Genomic DNA, 17,240 nt, shown 5'->3' on the forward strand with positions numbered 1-17,240 from the left:
GCGGAGAATAGCATTCTCCCGACGGACCGCCGACCTTTCGGCTCCCGCGTGCGCCCGCATTTTGCGGCGGCCGGTCCGCGTGCTTTGAATGAACACGTCGCGCCCCGCACAGACAGGAACCAACACATGCAATTGCTTCTGGTCCGGCACGCGCTGCCGCTGCGCAGCGAACACGGCGAGGGTTCCGATCCCGACCTGTCGGACGAGGGACTGGCGCAGATCGAGCGGCTACCCAGGGCGCTCGACCGCTTTCCGATCTCCCGGGTGGTGAGCAGCCCCCAGCGGCGCGCCATCCAGACCGCCCAACCCGTCGCGACGGCGCGGGAACTCACGGTGGAGATCGACGAGCGATTCGCCGAATACGACCGTGACCTTCCCCTGTACATCCCCGTCGAGCAGATCCGCGAGGAAATGCCCGAGGAGTGGGCGCGCCTGGCCCAAGGGCACCTGCCCAGTGCGGTCGACGAGGACGCGTTCCTGGCGCGGGTGCGCGCGGCCGTCGACGACCTCGTCGTCGCCGCCGAACCCGAGGACACCGTCGCAGTGTTCAGCCACGGCGGGGTGATCAACGTCCTGCTGCACCAGATTCTGGGGACGTCCCGGCTGTTGTCGTTTCCGGTCGACTACGCGTCGATCACCCGGTTGCTGTTCTCCCGATCCGGTCAGGCGACGGTGGCGGGGGTCAACGGGGTCGAGCACGTGTGGGACCTGCTACCGCGAAATCAGAGGTGGTAAACAAGTCCGGTGACTTCAGCTGACCAACTCGAAGGGCTGGACCTGGCCTCGCTGGACGCCTACCTGCGTTCGCTGGGCATCGGGCGCGACGGTGAGTTGCGCGCGGAGTTCATCTCCGGTGGCCGCTCCAATCTGACGTTCCGGGTCTACGACGACGCGACCAGCTGGCTGGTGCGGCGCCCGCCGCTGCACGGGCTGACCCCGTCGGCGCACGACATGGCGCGCGAGTACCGGGTGGTCGCCGCGCTGCGGGACACACCTGTACCCGTGGCGCGCGCGATCGCGCTGTGCGAGGACGAATCCGTGCTGGGCGCCCCGTTCCAGATCGTCGAATTCGTCGCCGGCCAGGTGGTGCGCCGCCGCGCGCAGCTGGAAGCCTTCAGCCACACCGTCATCGAGGGCTGCGTCGACTCGCTGATCCGGGTCCTCGTCGACCTGCACAACGTCGACCCGGCGGCCGTCGGCCTGTCCGATTTCGGCAAGCCCAGCGGTTACCTGGAGCGCCAGGTGCGGCGGTGGGGCTCGCAGTGGGCGTTGGTGCGGCTGCCCGACGACCGCCGCGACGCCGACGTCGAACGTCTCCATTCCGGCTTGCAGGAAACCATTCCCCAGCAGAGCCGCACGTCGATCGTGCACGGCGACTACCGGATCGACAACACCATCCTGGACGCCGACGACCCGACGAAGGTGCGCGCCGTCGTCGACTGGGAGCTGTCCACCCTCGGCGACCCGCTGTCCGACGCGGCCCTGATGTGCGTGTATCGCGACCCCGCGCTGGACCTGATCGTCAACGCCCAGGCCGCCTGGACCTCGCCGCTGCTGCCGACGGCCGACGAGCTGGCCGACCGGTATTCGTTGGTCGCCGGCCTGCCGCTGGCGCATTGGGAGTTCTACATGGCGCTGGCCTACTTCAAGCTCGCGATCATCGCCGCGGGCATCGACTTTCGCAGGCGGATGTCGGACCAGGCCCGCGGGATGGACACCGACCACATGCCGGAGGTCGTGGCGCCGCTGATCTCCCGCGGGCTGGCCGAGCTGGCCAAGCTGCCCGGCTGAGGCGCGCTAACCCTTACGCGCCGCCGCGTGGTGCTTCTTGGCCGCCCGGCGCAGCTGCAATATCCGCGCGGTGCCGACGGCCACCGTGATCAGGCCGCCGACCACCGCCGCCAGCAAAATGGCCACCCCCAGCGGCAGGCGCCAGTGCCAGCCCAAGAACGTAAAGGGGGTCTCCGCCGTGTTCTGGGTGATGAAGATCAGCAACAGAATCAGGATCAGGAAGCCGCCGATCAGGGACGACCACAGCGCACCGGCGCGGGTGAACCCGATCGCCGGTTCCTTGGGCGCGGTGCCCGGTGTGGGCGCCGCGGCGGGTTTGGCGGGCGGCTGGCTGGGCGAGTCAGGGGTGTGGCTGCTCATAGTGTCATCTTGGTCCCATCGGGCGAGGAATGAAACCAAACCGCGCAACCGGCCTGCCGGGTCCCGGCGCCCGCGCGATTCTGCCGTTAGTGTCGGCGGTATGACGATGCCGTCGCGCGCGCACCGCGCGAGCATCCAAACGGCGGTGTGGCTCACGGCGATCTGCGTTCTCGCGGCGTGCAGCAGCTCCGACCCGCTGGGCGGCGCGGTCAGCAGCCCCAAATCCATCGTGGTGGGGTCGGGTGACTTCCCGGAATCTCAGATCATCGCCGAGATCTACGCACAAGCATTGCAGGCCAACGGTTTCGACGTGGGCCGGCGGATGGGGATCGGCAGCCGGGAGACCTATATTCCCGCGCTCAAAGACCATTCCATCGACCTGGTGCCCGAGTACATCGGCAACCTGCTGCTGTACTTCGCGCCCGAGTCGACGGCGACCATACTGGACGCCGTCGAGTTGGAACTCGACCGCAAACTTCCCGGGGACTTGGCGATCCTGACTCCGTCGCCGGCGTCCGACACCGACACCGTGACCGTGACCGGTGACACGGCTAATGCCTGGAAGCTGAAGACGATCGCCGATTTGGCGGTCTATTCGGCGGATGTGAGGTTCGGCGCGCCCTCGGCGTTCGCGACCCGGCCGGCCGGACTGCCGGGTCTGCGGCAGAAGTACGGACTCGACATCAGGCCCGGCAACTTCGTCGCCATCGACGACGGTGGCGGCGCGGTGACGGTGCGCGCACTGGTGGAGGGAAGGGTCAACGCCGCAAACGTTTTCACCACGTCACCGGCCATCCCGCAGAATCACTTGGTGGTGCTCGACGACCCCGCGCACAACTTCTTGGCCGGCAACATCGTGCCGCTGCTGAACTCGCAGAAGAAGTCGGACCGGCTCAAGGAGGTGCTGGACGCCGTGTCGGCGAGGCTGACCACCGCCGGGGTGGCCGGACTCAACGCCGCGGTGGCGGGGAACTCCGGCGTCGATCCAGACCAGGCCGCGCGGAAATGGCTGCGGGACAACGGCTTCAATCATCCGGTCGGCCAATGATCGTCTTCGACGAAGTGAGCAAGGCCTTCGCCGACGGAACCACCGCGGTGGACCGGTTGAGCCTGACGGTCCCGAGCGGGGAGTTGACCGTCTTCGTCGGTTCGTCTGGCAGCGGAAAGACCACGGCGCTGCGCATGATCAACCGCATGATCGAGCCGACGTCCGGCGTCATCACCGTCGACGGGGTGGACGTGTCCACCCTCGACCCGGTGCGGCTGCGCCTCGGCATCGGCTACGTCATCCAGCACGCCGGACTGATGCCGCACCTTCGGGTGATCGACAACGTCGCAACGGTTCCGGTGCTGAAGGGGCAATCTCGGCGGTCGGCCCGCGCCGCCGCCTACGCGGTGCTCGAACGCGTCGGGCTGGACGCCCGGCTCGCCGGCCGCTACCCCGCGCAGCTGTCCGGCGGTGAGCAACAACGCGTCGGCGTGGCCCGTGCGCTGGCCGCCGACCCGCCCATCCTGCTGATGGACGAGCCGTTCTCGGCCGTCGACCCGGTCGTCCGGCTCGATCTGCAGAACGAAATCCTGCGGCTGCAAAGCGAATTGCACAAGACGATCGTGTTCGTCACCCACGACATCGACGAAGCGCTCAAGCTCGCCGACAAGGTCGCGGTGTTCCGGGCCGGGTCGTTACAGCAGTACGACGACCCGGCGCGGTTGCTGTCGCGCCCGGCCAACGATTTCGTGGCAAGGTTCATCGGCCTGGGCCGGGGCTACCGCTGGCTGCAACTCATCGATGCCGCCGGCCTGCCGCTGCACGACGTGCAGCGCATCCCGGCGGATGACCTGTCGAGGATCTGCCCGGCGGATGGCTGGGCGGTGGTGGTGGATGGCGCCGGCGCGCCGCTGGGCTGGATCGACACCGAAGGGGTGCGCCGGCATCGCGGGGGTGCGTCGTTGTCCGACAGCATGAGCGGCGTCGGCTCGCTGTTTCGTCCCCACGGCAACCTCAGCCACGCGCTGGACGCGGCGCTGTCGTCGCCGTCGGGGGTGGGCATCGCCGTCGACGACGGCGGCAGGGTCATCGGCGGTGTGCTCGCCGGCGACGTGCTGGCCGCGGTGGAAGCCCGACGGCGGGGCTGAGCGATGCACTACCTGCTCACCCACCTCGATGACGCCTGGGTGCTGACTCTCGTCCATCTGCGGCTGTCGTTGGTGCCGGTGCTGATCGGCCTGGCGATCGCGGTCCCACTGGGCGCGGCGGTGCAGCGTGCGCCGGTTGCGCGACGGCTGACGACGGCCACCGCGAGCGTGGTGTTCACCATCCCGTCGCTGGCGCTGTTCGTGGTCTTGCCGATGATCATCGGGACCCGGATCCTCGACGAGGCCAACGTCATGGTCGCGCTGACCGCCTACACCGCGGCGCTGCTGGTCCGGGCGGTGCTCGAGGCGCTGGACGCGGTGCCGGCCCCGGTGCGTGACGCCGCCACCGCGGTCGGCTACTCGCCGATCACGCGAATGCTGAAAGTCGAACTGCCGCTGTCTGTTCCGGTTCTGCTGGCTGGGCTGCGGGTGGTGGTGGTGACCAACATCGCGATGGTCTCGGTGGGTTCGGTGATCGGCATCGGCGGCCTGGGTGCCTGGTTCACCGAGGGCTACCAGACCAACAAGAGCGACCAGATCCTCGGGGGCATCATCGCGCTCTTCGCGCTGGCGATCGTCATCGACGCGTTGATCGTGGTGGCGGGCCGGCTGGTCACACCGTGGGAGCGGGCCGCGCGCCCGCCGCGCCGACGGTCGGTGGTGGCCCCGATCGTGGGCGGCGCGCGATGAACTTCGTGCAGGGCGCCGTCGCCTTCCTGTTGACCGCCGAGAACTGGACGGGTCCGGTCGGGCTGGCGGCGCGGGTCTTGGAGCATCTCGAGTACACGGCGCTCGCGGTGGGCGCCTCGGCCCTGATCGCCATTCCCGCCGGGCTGATCATCGGGCACACCGGCCGCGGCACCCTGCTGGTGGTGGGCGCGGTCAACGGGTTGCGCGCCCTGCCGACGCTGGGCGTGCTGCTGCTCGGAACGCTGCTGTTCGGGCTCGGCGTTGGGCCGCCACTGGTCGCCCTGATGCTGCTGGGTGTCCCGGCGCTGCTGGCCGGCACGTATGCGGGGATCGCCAACGTCGAGCCGGCCGTGGTCGACGCCGCCCGTGCGATGGGAATGACGGAGGCTCAGGTGCTCCGGGTAGAGGCGCGCAACGCGCTGCCGTTGATCCTGGGCGGGTTGCGCAGCGCCACGCTGCAGGTGGTCGCCACCGCGACGGTCGCGGCCTACGCGAGTCTCGGCGGGCTGGGCAGATACCTGATCGACGGAATCAAGGAGCGCGAATTTCACCTCGCCCTGGTCGGCGCCTTCATGGTGGCCGCGTTGGCGCTCGCGCTCGACGGGCTGCTGGCGTTGGCGGTGTGGGCATCGGTGCCGGGCGGCGACCGCCTGCGCATGGCCGCCGGCCGGCGCGAGCGCCGGGCAGGTACGCGACCGTCGACGGGCACGATTACGGTAGATGAGTGAACACAGATTCCTCTGATTCGAGTCGGCGGGTATGGCAGGCGATACTCACCTGGCGTGCACAGGACGTATCGCGGATGGAATCGGTACGAATTCAGGTGTCCGGCAAGAGAATCAAGGCCAATGGCCGCATCGTGGCCGCCGCCACCGCAACCAATCCGGCGTTCGGCGCGTACTACGACCTGCAGACCGACGAGACCGGCGCCACCAAGCGGCTCGGCATGACCGTCACGCTGGCCGAGCGGGAACGTGTGATCTCCATCGCCCGTGATGAAGAGAACATGTGGCTGGTCACCGACCATCAGGGCGAGCACCGGGCGGGGTACAACGGAGCCCTCGACTGCGACGTGGTGTTCAGCCCGTTTTTCAACGCGTTGCCCATCCGCCGGCTCGGCCTCCACGAAAGGCCGGACTCGGTCACACTGCCGGTGGTCTACGTCAATCTGCCTGATATGTCCATCACCGCGGACGTCGTGAGCTACAGCAGCTCGGGCGGCCTCGACGGCATCAAGCTGCGCTCCCCGGTCGCCGATACCGTCGTGAGCGTCGACGAAGAGGGGTTCATCGTCGACTATCCAGGCTTGGCAGAGCGGATCTGATCACCCCGCCCGCCCGGCCGGCGGCGGCCAGCTCCTCGCGCCAGTTCTCGGCGCCGATGACGACGTGGAAAATCTCGGAACGCGGGAAGTTGTCGTAGCGCGTCCGGGCGGCGTGCCCGGCCTCGACGAGTTCGGCCACCGAATTGTTCCCGACCAGGGATTCACGGGCCCGGCTCAGCAGCTCGATGACCCGGCCGGCGGCCGGCACCAGCTGGTCGGAGTTGCCCTCACACATCGCGCGCACCAGGTCGGGGGCGGTGGCGGCCACCCTGGTGCCGTCGCGGAAAGATCCGGCGGCCAGCGCGAAGGCCAGCGGGACCTCCCCGGCGATGACCGCCAGGGCCTCGGCGAGCAGGTGCGGCAGGTGTGAGATGGCGGCCGCCGCGGCGTCGTGGTCGTCGGACTTGGCCGGCACCACCACCGCGCCGCAATCCAGCGCCAGCGTCATCACCATCGACCACACCGCCGGGTCGACGTGGTCGTCGACGCTGACCACCCACGGCGCCCTGGTGAACAGGCCGGGGTTGCCCGCGCCCCAGCCCGAATGAGCGGTGCCGGTCATCGGGTGACCACCGACGAAACGTTCCTGCAGACCGGCCGCGACGACCTCGTCGAGCACCGCCCGTTTGACGCTGGTGACGTCGGTCAACGGACAGTTCGGGGCCAGTTCGCCCACGTGGGCGAGCATGCCGGCCATCGCCGGCATGGGCACCGCCAGGACGATCAGCGCGCCGGTGTCGGCTGCGCGGGTCAACGTGACCGCCAGGTCGGTGCTGGCGTCGAAACCGTCGGCGGCGGCTCCGCGTGCACCCTCCACCGACCGGTTGTAGCCGAACACCTCCCGGCCCGCCGCCTCGGCGGCCCGCATGATCGAGCCGCCGATCAGGCCCAGCCCGAGCACGCACACCGGTGGTTGAGAAACGGGGCTAGCCACAGACCAAGGTTGGCACAACCCGGCGGCGCGGTGCGGTCAGACGTTGCCGCGTTTCGCTCCATCTGGTCAGGGGGCCTCGTCTGCGACTACCGTAAGCGGCCATGGGAGCACAACGGGCCCCAGCCCAAGGCCCGTCCGCGGATACGCCGGACGGTTTCGGCGTAGCGGTCGTGCGCGAAGAGGGCCAGTGGCGGTGTTCCCCGATGGCCCGGAAATCGCTGATGAGCCTCAAGGCCGCCGAGACGGAGCTGCGGGAGCTGCGCAGCGCCGGCGCGGTGTTCGGGCTGCTGGACGTGGACGACGAGTTCTTCGTGATCGTGCGCCCGGCGCCGTCGGGCACGCGGCTGCTGTTGTCGGACGCCACCGCCGCGTTGGACTACGACATCGCCGCCGAAGTGCTGGACAAGCTTGACGCCGACATCGACCCCGAGGATCTGGAGGATTCGGATCCTTTCGAGGAGGGCGACCTCGGGTTGTTGGCCGACATCGGCCTGCCCGAGGCGGTGCTGGGCGTGATCCTCGACGAGGCCGACCTGTACGCGGACGAGCAGCTTGGCCGCATCGCCCGGGAGATGGGCTTTGCCGACCAGCTGTCGGCCGTGATCGACCGCATCGGTCGGTGATCGCGAGCGCGGCGAAGCCGGGCGATGCGGGTCGCCGCCATCAGGCCCGGTCGGTGATCGCGAGCGCGGCGAAGCCGGGCGATGCGGGTCGCCGCCATCAGGCCCGGTCGGTGATCGGTGACGAAGACCTGATCCGTGCCGCGTTGTCGGTCGCGGCGACGGCGGGTCCCCGCGACGTGCCCATCGGTGCGGTGGTCGTCGGGGCCGACGGAACCGAACTGGCCCGCGCGGTGAATGCCCGGGAAGCTCTGGGCGATCCCACGGCGCACGCCGAGATCCTGGCGCTGCGCGCGGCCGCCGGCGTCCTCGGCGACGGCTGGCGGCTGGAGGGCGCCACTCTCGCGGTCACCGTCGAACCGTGCACCATGTGCGCCGGCGCACTGGTCCTGGCCCGCATCGGCCGGCTCGTGTTCGGCGCGTGGGAACCCAAGACCGGAGCGGTCGGATCCCTATGGGACGTGGTCCGCGATCGGCGGCTCAACCATCGGCCGCAAGTACGCGGCGGCGTGCTCGCCGAAGAGTGCGCCGCACCGCTGGAGGCCTTCTTCGCCCGCCAGCGATTGGGGTGAGGGGCTCACGGTTAGGTAAGCTGCTCGGCGGTGGCGTGTCCGAGCGGCCTAAGGAGCACGCCTCGAAAGCGTGTGACGGCTAACACCGTCCGAGGGTTCAAATCCCTCCGCCACCGCCAACGCCCTCTGGTTGTTAACGCAGCTTAGAGGGTGTTTTCATGTTTGCTGGCCGACCTGGTGCACATTCGGTGCCCACATTTTGCCCACACTTCCGAGTGAGTAGGACTTGTGCAAAGTGACCGCAACCGCATCAAGGTCGGTGTCGAACAGGTCTGCGTAGGTGTCCAGAGTGACCTTCGCCGACTGGTGTCCAAGCATCCGCTGCAACGCCAGGACATTGACGCCGGCCGACACCGCCAGTGACGCGCAAGTGTGCCGTAGGTCGTGGGGAGTGATTGCCTGAACGCCCGAGCGCTTCACCGCGCCGTGAAACCACCCGCGGGTCGACTTCGGCCGCGGAAGGAACGCGCCTTCGGGGCCGGGGAACACCAAAGTGCCGGCGTCCTTGTCTTTGCATCGCTGGGACAGCTCATCAAGCACGAACGACGGGACTGGAATACACCTCGTTTTGCGGCCCTTGGTCGGGCCGACCGCGTGGTCAACACCGAGCTGTACCGCGTTCTCGGCAACAACCAGGCGCCGCTTGAGAAACTCGACATCACGCACTCGGAGTGCAATCGCCTCGCCCCAGCGCAAACCGCAGAAGGCCAGCACGAGCACCAGGGCGCGGTGTTCGCCGGCTTCGGCCGCCAGCCGATGCACGTCATCAGCGGTCAGGTACACGTGCCGACGCGCCGCCTTACGAGGCAGCCCCTCAACACCTTTCGCCGGGTTCACAGCCAGCCTCTTGGCCTTCACCGCGTCGGCCAGAACTCCGGATAGAACGCCCTGAGCTCGCAGAACTGTTGTGGCGCCACGGCCATCGCGAACCATCTGGGCTATCCATGCTTCGACGTCGGGAACGGTGATCTTGGATACCTGCCAGCCTCCCCATTTCGGTTTGACGTGCACACGCCAGGCTGACTCGATCATGCGGTAGTTCGACGCTGCGGTGGCCTGTTCCTTGCGAGTCAGCCAGTCCGGCGCCAGCTCGCCCACCGTGATCCTGCCGGCAGTCTCCGGGATGAACTCGCCGGTGAGCTTCTTCACCTCGACGGTATTGGCGAACGCCTCCGCGGCTTTCTTGGTTCTGAAGCCTCGCTTGTCGGTCTGCCGGTTATCGGGCTTGCGATACCGAACACGGTAAAGCGTTGACCCACTGGCAGTTTCGTACTTACTAATCGTCGCCATCGGTGCCCCTGGACCATCTGGCCCACTCCCAGGCGGGCACGCCGTTCGCCTCAAACAACGGCCGGGACACATTGGCCCACGACGGTGGAGTACGCGTGATGTCTGCCTTAAGCCAGTTCCACAGTTCCCCGAGATACACCCTGTGTTCGACCCCGGTGACCTCAACCTTCGCATCAGGGTCGGGAACCGCCGGCATTCCCGGCAGCAGCAACGAGATTGGCGAAACCCCGAGGGCCAGAGCCAAAGCGACGAGGTCGTCAGCGTCTACTCGCCGCCCACCCGACTCGATCTTGCGCAGGCCCCATGTCGGTATCTCGCGCTGAAGGGACTTGAGTCGCGCCGCAAGTTCTGTGTACGCGAGGCCGCGAGCCTGACGTATCGACCTAATGTTTTTGGCGACAGTCGTGCCAGTTTTCCCCAGAGAGTCGAGTGGTTCCCACTGCTCTTCATCACGTCTCACCACGCCATCACATTAAATGAGGAAAATCCTCGTTTCAATGATGTTCTTGACACTCAAGCTCAGTTGAAGTAAATCTATCTGTGAACGAGGAAAATCCTCGTTTGAAGGGAGGAAAGGTGACTCTATGGACGCGCTGCCGGCCTTGATGACGACCGCCGAGGTAGCGGACTTAATCAGAGCGAGCAAGGAATCTCTCAACCAGGATCGTTATCTCGGTCGAGGATTGCCCTACGTCCGAATTGGCCGCAAGATCCGTTACCGCCGCGAGGACATTCTGAAGTACCTGAGCGACAACACGATTCGTGGCGGCGCGGCCTAATGTGTGATCGCCCGCAGCAGGATCACGCCGACCTCGGGCTGGTCGACGACGACCGGACCGAGGACTTACGCAGAACGGCCCCCGTTGACCCGGTGTTACCAGCACCGGCGGGGACCGCTCCAACCCACCAACCACAAGAAAGTAGGCAACCGTGACGATACCCGCTGATGCTGCCCTGCGGGAGCGGCACCTGAAATCGGCCCGCGAGCACATTTTGCAGGCTGTTCGGTGCGTCGAGGGTTTGGCCGGCCGGCCCGGCGCTGACCTCGACTACTTGTACGCAGAGCGCCGTGAATTGAGGCACATCGCCGAATGCCTGGCCGACATCCTCGGTGATGTGCCGGGGGTGGTTTGGTGACCACAGAACTGCCCGGTTCTCCGCTGGGGGTCATGCTGGGACATGGCTTTTCGGTCGGGCCGCTCGACGGAAAGCTACCCCGCACCGCCCACGGGATACATGACTTCACCCGCGACCGCGACGTGATCGCCTCGTGGGCCAGGAAATACCCGGGCACGAATTGGGGAGTCACTCAGCGAGGCGTGGTCGCGCTCGATGTTGATCCACGCAACGGTGGCCGGGCATCGGCGCTCAAACTCCGGCCCGAACACGCGACGTTGTGCGTGCAGACCGGCGCAGGCGGGTGGCACATCTACTACCGGGTGTCCGGCCCGGTGCGGGGCAAGGTCCACGGTGTTCCCGGTATCGACGTGAAAGCCGGCGGCGCGGGGTATTTGGTCGCGCCTGGTTCGATCCACCCGATCACCGGGAAGCCGTATCGGCTGCATCGTGACGCCCCCATCGCGGCTGTACCCCAACACATCTGGGCACTGATCGCCGCCTCGACGTACACCGCACCCAGCGTGCCCGTACAGCCATCGGGTGACAGGTGGGGCGGTTTGATCCACGCGGTGCAGACCGCGCAGCCCGGTAACCGTAACGGCACCCTGTTCTGGGCCGCAGCCCGTGCCGCAGCCGACCAAGCACCCGCCGCCGTCTACTCGGCCATGGCCGCCGCAGCCCACCAGATCGGGTTACCGGCCGGCGAGATCCAGCAGACCATCCGATCCGCCCAGTCAAAGGGAACATCGTGAACGACGACTTTTGGTCGGCCCGGCCGATTCTGGCGCACCTTCACCAGTTCGCTCAGGCTCGGCGGCGCTGCCCGTGGGCTGTGCTGGGTGTGTGCCTGGTCCGCGCCAACGGCATCATTCCGCCGTCGGTGGCGTTGCCTCCGCACGTCGGTGGCCGGGCCAGCTTGAACACCTTCGTGGTGCTGGCCGGCCCCTCTGGCGCGGGCAAGGGCACCTCTGAGTCGGCGGCACGAGACGCCATCTCGTTTCGCTGGCATCACGGTGGTGTTGTGGACCTTCCTGAGTTCCCGATCGGGTCCGGGGAAGGCGTTTCGCGTACTTTCATGCCGCCCACGCCCGGCAAGGGCAAAGACGGCATTGAGGCCCAGGCAGAGCAGATCACCACCGCCGTGTTTTCGGTGCCCGAGGTCGACACCGCCGCCGGCTTGTTCTCCCGCTCGGGCTCGACGTTGGAGGGCGAGCTGCGCAAGGTGTTCTCCGGTGAGCAGCTCGGTTTCACCAACGCCCAGGCCCACACCCGCACCCGGGTGGCGGCGCACTCGTATCGGTGTGGGCTGATCGTCGGCGTGCAGCCCGGCCGGGCGGGAGCGCTGCTCGACGGGGCGGACGGCGGGACGCCGCAACGCTTCGTGTGGCTGCCGGTGCTGGATGCGGATGCGCCTGAGGAGCGTCCCGCCGAGCCCGCGCCGGTCGTGGTCACGCAGCCCCGATTCTCAGGTGATCTCGCGGTCCCGGAAGTCGCCCGGCAGGCTATCGACGCTCACCAGCTTGCGATGCACCGCGGCGAAGTCGACCCGCTCGACGGGCACAAGTTGTTGGTGCGGCTCAAGGTGGCTACCGCCTTGATGGTGCTCGACGGCCGCGACGGGCAACCGGCCCTGAGCGATGAGGACTGGCACCTTGCCGGCGTGGTGATGGCGATGTCGGACCGCACCCGCGCATGGGTGCAACAGCAACGGGTCGAGGCGTCTCGCCGCGTCAACCGTGGCCGGGCTCTGGCTACCGCGGAACGCGACGAGGTTATCTCGGACCGCAAACTCCAGCGGGCCAAGGAAGCGGTGCTGCGGTGGTTGGCAAGAGCATCTGGCGAAACATTCGGTGCCGACCTTCGCCGGAGGCTGAAGGCGGACCTTCGCGTCAACTTCGCTCCGGCCGTATCTGAGTTAGCTGACGAGGGTCGAATCATCGTCATCGAGACCGACAGGGGAAGCCGCTACCGTTTGATGCCCGAAAGTACACCGTGTACCGAAAGTACACCCGTGTATTCGCAGGTCAATAGCGGTGTACCCGAAGTACACGGTGTACCTCCCGCTTATGTAGCAGAGGTCGATTCTGCCAGTTCGTCATCCGACGCCGAAGAAGCCGGGCGTCAAAGTCCGGTCGCTGCGCAGACCCCCACACCTAGCGAGGAGCCCATGAATCCACCCCGCCCGAAAATTTGCCGGCGGTGCAACGTCAGTCTCCCGAAAGCCGCGACCCGCCCGCTGTGCGATGACTGTGACGGCGCACCGCCCCGGCCGCCGGCCACCCGGAAAGCATCCGAAACCAAGCCCCTGCGGGTGGTGCACGGAGGCGCCGACCGCGCGGACGGCCCACTCCTCCAATTGCCTCTCAGCAAATGACAACGCGGGTGCGCGAAGCGGGTCTGACATTCGGCGCCGTGCTGCCGCCGCGGTGGCTTCAGATGGCCGTCGCTGATGCCGCCCTGGCGTCCCGCAGCCGCCGGTTCAACGGACTGCCCGAGACCTCGGAGCACCGGACTTACGTCGACGCCCTCACCGAGGCTTTGTCCGCGGCGCGACACAACGACGTCGTTGATCGCGAGCCGGTGCAGGCTTATCCGCAGACCCTCCCGACCCTGACGGTCGAACAGGCCGCCGCCATGTTGGGAAGGTCGAAACGCCAAACACAGAGGCTTGCACCGCGACTCGGAGGCCGTATCGTCGCCGGCCGCTGGCTACTCGACGAACAGGCCGTACGACAACACTTGGAAGGCAGCACATGGTCCACTTCTTCGCCAGCGGAGGCGCAGCGCCCCCCGCGCTGATCGGCGGATCGACCGGATACAACCGTGATGGCTTTCGCTGCCACCTGAGCGCAGTCGAGACATGCACCCAGGCCGGTATCGCGCCACCAGCCCAGTGGGAGGCCCTGAAGGACCGCTACGCCGCGTACATCAACATGGGCAACCCCAGCACCGACCGGCTGGCCGCCGAGGTTGTGCAGCCAACCGGGGCCGACCTGGCGACGCTGCGGGCGGTGGCAGTCGCCGAGGAGCAGGCCACCGGCGGCGCCGACGCCACCGTCAACGAACGGGTACAAGCCGCTGTGCTGCGTCAACTCGAAGCGTTGTATTCGGCCGTGGCGAAGCGCAATTACCGAACCGCTGCCGACTGCTACGACACGGCGGCCAAACGCTTCACCGGCGCCGCCAACACCGTGAATGTGGAATCCAGCGGTGACATGCTCATCAGCGCCAGCGGTGCGCAGAGGGAAGCCTGGTTGCAGGCACCGAGCCTGGCAGCCGATTTGGACGCAGCCCGCCATGTGCTGTTCGCCGCTGCCACCCTGGCCGGCGCATCCCCAGACGTAGCGTTTGTCAGCGCAGCCACCGATGCCCGCACCGTTGAACATCAGATTGCCCTGGCATGCGATCCCGGGCGCGCGCACCGCCGCAAGGTATGGCTGGCGTGGGCGACAACCGATGGCCGCACCGGGAAATGGGGAGCACTGCACGCCCTGGGCGTCAAACTCCGCGCCGCCGGCGACCCCACGAAAACAGTCCCATACAAGCAGCCCGAACAACCCGTCGCTGTATCGAAACCAGGTGGGAGACTTGGGTATTGGGATCCACACGACGGCGACCTACCCCGCGGCTGGCAGCCCGTCAACACCGGCTGGATAGCCGAAAAACCGTCGACCAGCGGCGTCCTCTAAGACCGGGCAGGCGCTGGGGATGGCTTTCTTCCACGGCTTGTTCATCCCCAGCGCCGAGCCCCCATCCAACAACCGAAGCGAAAGGCCCCAATCATGGCACTCAACAAAGCGAGCTACTACACCGGCGAAGGCCCCGAAATCCCAGCCGCCGGAAACGATTACGGCGCACCAACACCCCACGCAGCCAAGTCCAATCAGCGACCATTCGAGGCACCCAACACCAACCCCGACGGCACCTACGGGGGAGTCGGCTCTGTGACGCCCAACGACTACATGTTCGGCAACCCGGCTACCCCAGCGACCTACCAGCCCACCACCGGCGATGCCTCAGACACCGCGAGCCCGGCGCAGGACGCCGCCAACACCAGCTTCAACAACGCCAGCATCCACGACAACCAACCGTGGACGGCCACATAACACCCACAGACCAGCCCGGGGGGCCGGGCGCTTTTCTCCTTTCGGACCGTCCCCCCGGGCTGCCCCACCCGCGAGAATCCCCGTTTTTTGCACCCCCGGCGCGGCGACCCGTTGCCCAGCTCGCACACGCCGGACTGCTACAGAAGTTCGTTTTTGGGTTGATCGGCACGAATCCGGTCGGATTGCACCGGAATGGCGTTGATCAGCGCGAATCGCGGCCAATGGTCGCCGGGCGGCCCCGGACGAGATAGGAGGTAGCGATGCCCAGACGGCCGAAACCGCAGTACGTGGCGCCTTCAAGGCCGCCTTCGGCGCCGGTTAAGCCTCGTCCAATTCCGCGGTGCCCGGCCGGTTTGGGGGAGGCTGGGCGCGCGGCGTGGAAGCGGGTATGGGCGCTTCACTGGGTGGTGCCCGAGCGGCACATGATCATCGTGACCCGGTATTGCACACTGCAAGACCTGCTGGCCCGCGCGCTATCCCAGGTCGAGAATGACGGCATGACGTCGGCGGGTTCGACCGGTCAGCGGCGTACGCATCCGTTGCTGGTAGAGGTGCGGCTGTTGAGTACCGAGTGCAGGCTGATCGAGTCGGAGTTGGGGTTGACGCCTGCGTCCGAGTCCCGGGCCGGCGCCACCAAGGAGTTGCCGCGCCAACACTTGGACGACCTGATAGCCAAGCGGCGGCGGATACTGGACGGCCACGGCGACGACGACGACGGCGACGGCGACGACCCACGGAAGCGGCTTAGGCCCGTGAATTGAGTTCCGTGATCGCTTTGGCGTAGGCCCGGTCCATCGCCGTGCCGTGGGCCAGCAGGCCGGCCAGACGTCGATCGCATTCGTGGGAGAGCGCCACCAGGTGTTCGGTGTAGGCGTCGCTGTCGATGTCCATGACGCCAGTATGGCAGCCGCCCACCGCCATATCTCGTATCGTTACCCCGTTGGTGCAGCCGAACGGGCCGGTAAGCGCGGTGCGGGCGTCGGACCCATGATGAGCAGTGTCCGCCCCGCCGCTGCACCCCAACAGGGGCACTACGGTGGTGTGCTGTGGGTGCGATCCAGCCGGGGTGAATTCTGCGTGTGGCGGGTAAACACGTCAGTACGGCGTGTCATACTTGCGCCGTAATCAGCGAACGGTTGTGTCCGGGCTGACGTTGGGAAGGGCAAAGTCCATGGCAAGCGTTCATGATGTAGCGACCTACATCCTGGAGCGGTTGGGTCGGATGAGCGCCATGAAGCTCCAGAAGCTCGTCTATTACTCCAAGGCTTGGCACTTGGTATGGGAAGACGCCTCCCTGTTTCCTGAACAGATTCAGGCCTGGGCCAACGGGCCCGTCGTGTACGAACTCTACAAATCGCATCGCGGCAAATTTGAGGTCACTGCCAAGATGGTGAAAGGCGACTCGGGCAATCTGACGGACAACGAGAAGGAATCCGTCGACGTAGTACTCCAGCACTATGGGAGCCTCAAGGCCTACGAGCTGAGCGACATGACGCACCGAGAGGCGCCGTGGAGGGATGCTCGAGACGGCCTGCCGGCGGGCGCTCCCTGCTCGACTCCAATCACTGACGTCGCGATGTACGAGTACTACCTGGGACTCGTCGGGGCGTAGTGGGCGGCCCAACGAAGCGGCCGAAGCTGGTTCCGGAGTCTAGCGCTTCGCCTCGGCCGGAGAAGCGTGCGGTCTCCAGCCCTCCCCAACCAGAGCAGACTCTGCGGTTCCGGTTTGGTCGCCTCGATCACGGCAAATGGGCATTGTGCAAGATCGACCGCAAGCATCACAAGCGCCTGCTGGACCGCCTCGCGTACTTCGAGAAAATGACTGTGGGACAGGCCAGGTCGAACGATCTTCTGGCCGACTACGAGATGGCCGAATGCCCAAACCAGGCGGCACGCAAGCGGCTAAACAACCAATACGACGGCCAAGACTCAATCTGCCGACTCACTATCGCGCCTAGCGAGTCATTGCGGCTCCTGGGGATCCGCGAAGGGCACGAGTTCCACATCGTGTGGTGGGACGCCAACCACGAGATCTGGCCTGAGGGTAAGCAGGTGCGGTAATTCCGCTGGATGGGAGGCCCACGCCCACCTTGTGCCCACAAACTGCCCACAGTTACACATAACTAAATTTAACTACACTGATGTGTTTTCGCACCTCAAATGGGCTGAAGCAGGTCATCGAGTCCCGAAAATAGGGTTCAAATCCCTCCGCCACCGCCAATGTGATGAGTCGAGTCATAGGTGACAGATGAGTCGCGTCATGGGTTACAGATTCCCCGGCCATCGGCCGGGGTTTTT

24 protein-coding genes and 1 tRNA gene are annotated in these 17,240 nt (G+C 66.7%); 20 read left to right on the forward strand and 5 right to left on the reverse strand.

From position 1 onward, the window contains the following. The first annotated feature begins 126 nt into the window (after positions 1-126). Entirely contained in the window at positions 127-735 is a 609-nt protein-coding gene (locus AWC03_RS20395; RefSeq protein WP_085242524.1) for a histidine phosphatase family protein, read from the forward strand. A gap of 9 nt (positions 736-744) precedes the next feature. Beyond that, on the forward strand, positions 745-1,791 hold the full coding sequence (locus AWC03_RS20400; protein ID WP_085242525.1) for a phosphotransferase family protein: 1,047 nt from the start codon (positions 745-747) through the stop codon (positions 1,789-1,791). A gap of 6 nt (positions 1,792-1,797) precedes the next feature. On the opposite strand, the gene AWC03_RS20405 is transcribed toward AWC03_RS20400, so the two are convergent. After that, complete coding sequence (locus AWC03_RS20405; protein ID WP_085242526.1) at positions 1,798-2,151, reverse strand: LapA family protein; 354 nt, start codon at positions 2,149-2,151, stop codon at positions 1,798-1,800. A 100-nt stretch (positions 2,152-2,251) separates the two neighbouring features. Here AWC03_RS20405 and AWC03_RS20410 point away from each other — a divergent pair, with 100 nt between their 5' ends. From AWC03_RS20410 to AWC03_RS20430, 5 genes are read left to right on the forward strand one after another with little or no spacing between them, the layout of a single operon-like run. After that, positions 2,252-3,199: an ABC transporter substrate-binding protein gene (locus AWC03_RS20410; protein ID WP_085242527.1), complete on the forward strand. Its 948-nt coding sequence runs from the start codon at positions 2,252-2,254 to the stop codon at positions 3,197-3,199. After that, the gene (locus AWC03_RS20415; protein WP_085242528.1) at positions 3,196-4,287 is read left to right on the forward strand and encodes an ABC transporter ATP-binding protein; all 1,092 of its coding nucleotides are present in this window, start codon (positions 3,196-3,198) and stop codon (positions 4,285-4,287) included. The genes AWC03_RS20410 and AWC03_RS20415 overlap by 4 nt, the downstream gene beginning before the upstream one ends. Positions 4,288-4,290: 3 nt before the next feature. Next, entirely contained in the window at positions 4,291-4,977 is a 687-nt protein-coding gene (locus AWC03_RS20420) for an ABC transporter permease (protein ID WP_085242529.1), read from the forward strand. Beyond that, positions 4,974-5,705: an ABC transporter permease gene (locus AWC03_RS20425; protein WP_085242550.1), complete on the forward strand. Its 732-nt coding sequence runs from the start codon at positions 4,974-4,976 to the stop codon at positions 5,703-5,705. Before AWC03_RS20420 ends, AWC03_RS20425 begins: the two co-directional genes overlap by 4 nt. Before the next feature lie 41 nt (positions 5,706-5,746). Beyond that, complete coding sequence (locus AWC03_RS20430) at positions 5,747-6,301, forward strand: putative glycolipid-binding domain-containing protein (RefSeq protein WP_420845686.1); 555 nt, start codon at positions 5,747-5,749, stop codon at positions 6,299-6,301. Here the strand turns inward: AWC03_RS20430 and AWC03_RS20435 are convergent. Continuing rightward, complete coding sequence (locus tag AWC03_RS20435) at positions 6,264-7,208, reverse strand: prephenate dehydrogenase (protein WP_085242531.1); 945 nt, start codon at positions 7,206-7,208, stop codon at positions 6,264-6,266. The genes AWC03_RS20430 and AWC03_RS20435 overlap by 38 nt on opposite strands. Positions 7,209-7,336: 128 nt before the next feature. On the opposite strand from AWC03_RS20435, the gene AWC03_RS20440 reads away from it, so the two are divergent. From AWC03_RS20440 to AWC03_RS20450, 3 genes are all read left to right on the forward strand, one after another. Beyond that, complete coding sequence (locus AWC03_RS20440) at positions 7,337-7,858, forward strand: tRNA adenosine deaminase-associated protein (protein WP_085242532.1); 522 nt, start codon at positions 7,337-7,339, stop codon at positions 7,856-7,858. A 110-nt stretch (positions 7,859-7,968) separates the two neighbouring features. Beyond that, positions 7,969-8,427 carry a nucleoside deaminase gene (locus tag AWC03_RS20445; RefSeq protein WP_085242551.1) on the forward strand — a complete coding sequence of 153 codons (459 nt, stop codon included), beginning with the start codon at positions 7,969-7,971 and terminating at the stop codon, positions 8,425-8,427. Positions 8,428-8,456: 29 nt separating this feature from the next. Beyond that, positions 8,457-8,546, forward strand: a tRNA-Ser gene (locus AWC03_RS20450). A gap of 37 nt (positions 8,547-8,583) precedes the next feature. Here the strand turns inward: AWC03_RS20450 and AWC03_RS20455 are convergent. Together AWC03_RS20455 and AWC03_RS28350 are read right to left on the reverse strand one after the other, a co-directional pair. Then, the gene (locus tag AWC03_RS20455; RefSeq protein ID WP_085242533.1) at positions 8,584-9,717 is read right to left on the reverse strand and encodes a tyrosine-type recombinase/integrase; all 1,134 of its coding nucleotides are present in this window, start codon (positions 9,715-9,717) and stop codon (positions 8,584-8,586) included. Continuing rightward, positions 9,704-10,180, reverse strand: a complete 477-nt coding sequence (locus tag AWC03_RS28350; RefSeq protein ID WP_211279259.1) for a helix-turn-helix domain-containing protein — start codon at positions 10,178-10,180, stop codon at positions 9,704-9,706. The genes AWC03_RS20455 and AWC03_RS28350 overlap by 14 nt, the downstream gene beginning before the upstream one ends. Positions 10,181-10,301: 121 nt before the next feature. Here AWC03_RS28350 and AWC03_RS20465 point away from each other — a divergent pair, with 121 nt between their 5' ends. The 8 genes from AWC03_RS20465 to AWC03_RS20500 all read left to right on the forward strand — a co-directional run bounded on the left by AWC03_RS20465 (position 10,302) and on the right by AWC03_RS20500 (position 15,703). After that, the gene (locus AWC03_RS20465; RefSeq protein WP_142278448.1) at positions 10,302-10,496 is read left to right on the forward strand and encodes a helix-turn-helix domain-containing protein; all 195 of its coding nucleotides are present in this window, start codon (positions 10,302-10,304) and stop codon (positions 10,494-10,496) included. Positions 10,497-10,647: 151 nt separating this feature from the next. Further along, positions 10,648-10,854, forward strand: coding sequence for a hypothetical protein (locus tag AWC03_RS20470; protein ID WP_085242534.1), 207 nt, complete (start codon positions 10,648-10,650; stop codon positions 10,852-10,854). Next, the gene (locus AWC03_RS20475; protein ID WP_085242535.1) at positions 10,851-11,588 is read left to right on the forward strand and encodes a bifunctional DNA primase/polymerase; all 738 of its coding nucleotides are present in this window, start codon (positions 10,851-10,853) and stop codon (positions 11,586-11,588) included. The genes AWC03_RS20470 and AWC03_RS20475 overlap by 4 nt, the downstream gene beginning before the upstream one ends. Before the next feature lie 164 nt (positions 11,589-11,752). Next, on the forward strand, positions 11,753-13,210 hold the full coding sequence (locus AWC03_RS20480) for a hypothetical protein (RefSeq protein WP_211279260.1): 1,458 nt from the start codon (positions 11,753-11,755) through the stop codon (positions 13,208-13,210). Next, positions 13,207-13,635 carry a helix-turn-helix domain-containing protein gene (locus tag AWC03_RS20485; protein ID WP_142278449.1) on the forward strand — a complete coding sequence of 143 codons (429 nt, stop codon included), beginning with the start codon at positions 13,207-13,209 and terminating at the stop codon, positions 13,633-13,635. The genes AWC03_RS20480 and AWC03_RS20485 overlap by 4 nt, the downstream gene beginning before the upstream one ends. Next, positions 13,590-14,525: a hypothetical protein gene (locus AWC03_RS20490; protein WP_085242537.1), complete on the forward strand. Its 936-nt coding sequence runs from the start codon at positions 13,590-13,592 to the stop codon at positions 14,523-14,525. Before AWC03_RS20485 ends, AWC03_RS20490 begins: the two co-directional genes overlap by 46 nt. A 93-nt stretch (positions 14,526-14,618) precedes the next feature. Continuing rightward, entirely contained in the window at positions 14,619-14,942 is a 324-nt protein-coding gene (locus tag AWC03_RS20495) for a hypothetical protein (RefSeq protein ID WP_085242538.1), read from the forward strand. Positions 14,943-15,202: 260 nt separating this feature from the next. Further along, positions 15,203-15,703 carry a phage terminase small subunit P27 family gene (locus tag AWC03_RS20500; RefSeq protein ID WP_085242539.1) on the forward strand — a complete coding sequence of 167 codons (501 nt, stop codon included), beginning with the start codon at positions 15,203-15,205 and terminating at the stop codon, positions 15,701-15,703. On the opposite strand, the gene AWC03_RS27315 is transcribed toward AWC03_RS20500, so the two are convergent. Then, positions 15,687-15,833, reverse strand: a complete 147-nt coding sequence (locus tag AWC03_RS27315) for a hypothetical protein (RefSeq protein WP_158089986.1) — start codon at positions 15,831-15,833, stop codon at positions 15,687-15,689. The genes AWC03_RS20500 and AWC03_RS27315 overlap by 17 nt on opposite strands. A 280-nt stretch (positions 15,834-16,113) precedes the next feature. On the opposite strand from AWC03_RS27315, the gene AWC03_RS20505 reads away from it, so the two are divergent. Together AWC03_RS20505 and AWC03_RS20510 are read left to right on the forward strand one after the other, a co-directional pair. Beyond that, positions 16,114-16,554, forward strand: coding sequence for a Panacea domain-containing protein (locus AWC03_RS20505; protein WP_085242540.1), 441 nt, complete (start codon positions 16,114-16,116; stop codon positions 16,552-16,554). A 143-nt stretch (positions 16,555-16,697) separates the two neighbouring features. Further along, positions 16,698-17,003, forward strand: a complete 306-nt coding sequence (locus AWC03_RS20510) for a hypothetical protein (RefSeq protein WP_085242541.1) — start codon at positions 16,698-16,700, stop codon at positions 17,001-17,003. Positions 17,004-17,240: the final 237 nt, after the last annotated feature.

Source organism: Mycobacterium europaeum (assembly GCF_002102155.1).
Classification (GTDB): Bacteria; Actinomycetota; Actinomycetes; order Mycobacteriales; family Mycobacteriaceae; genus Mycobacterium; species Mycobacterium europaeum.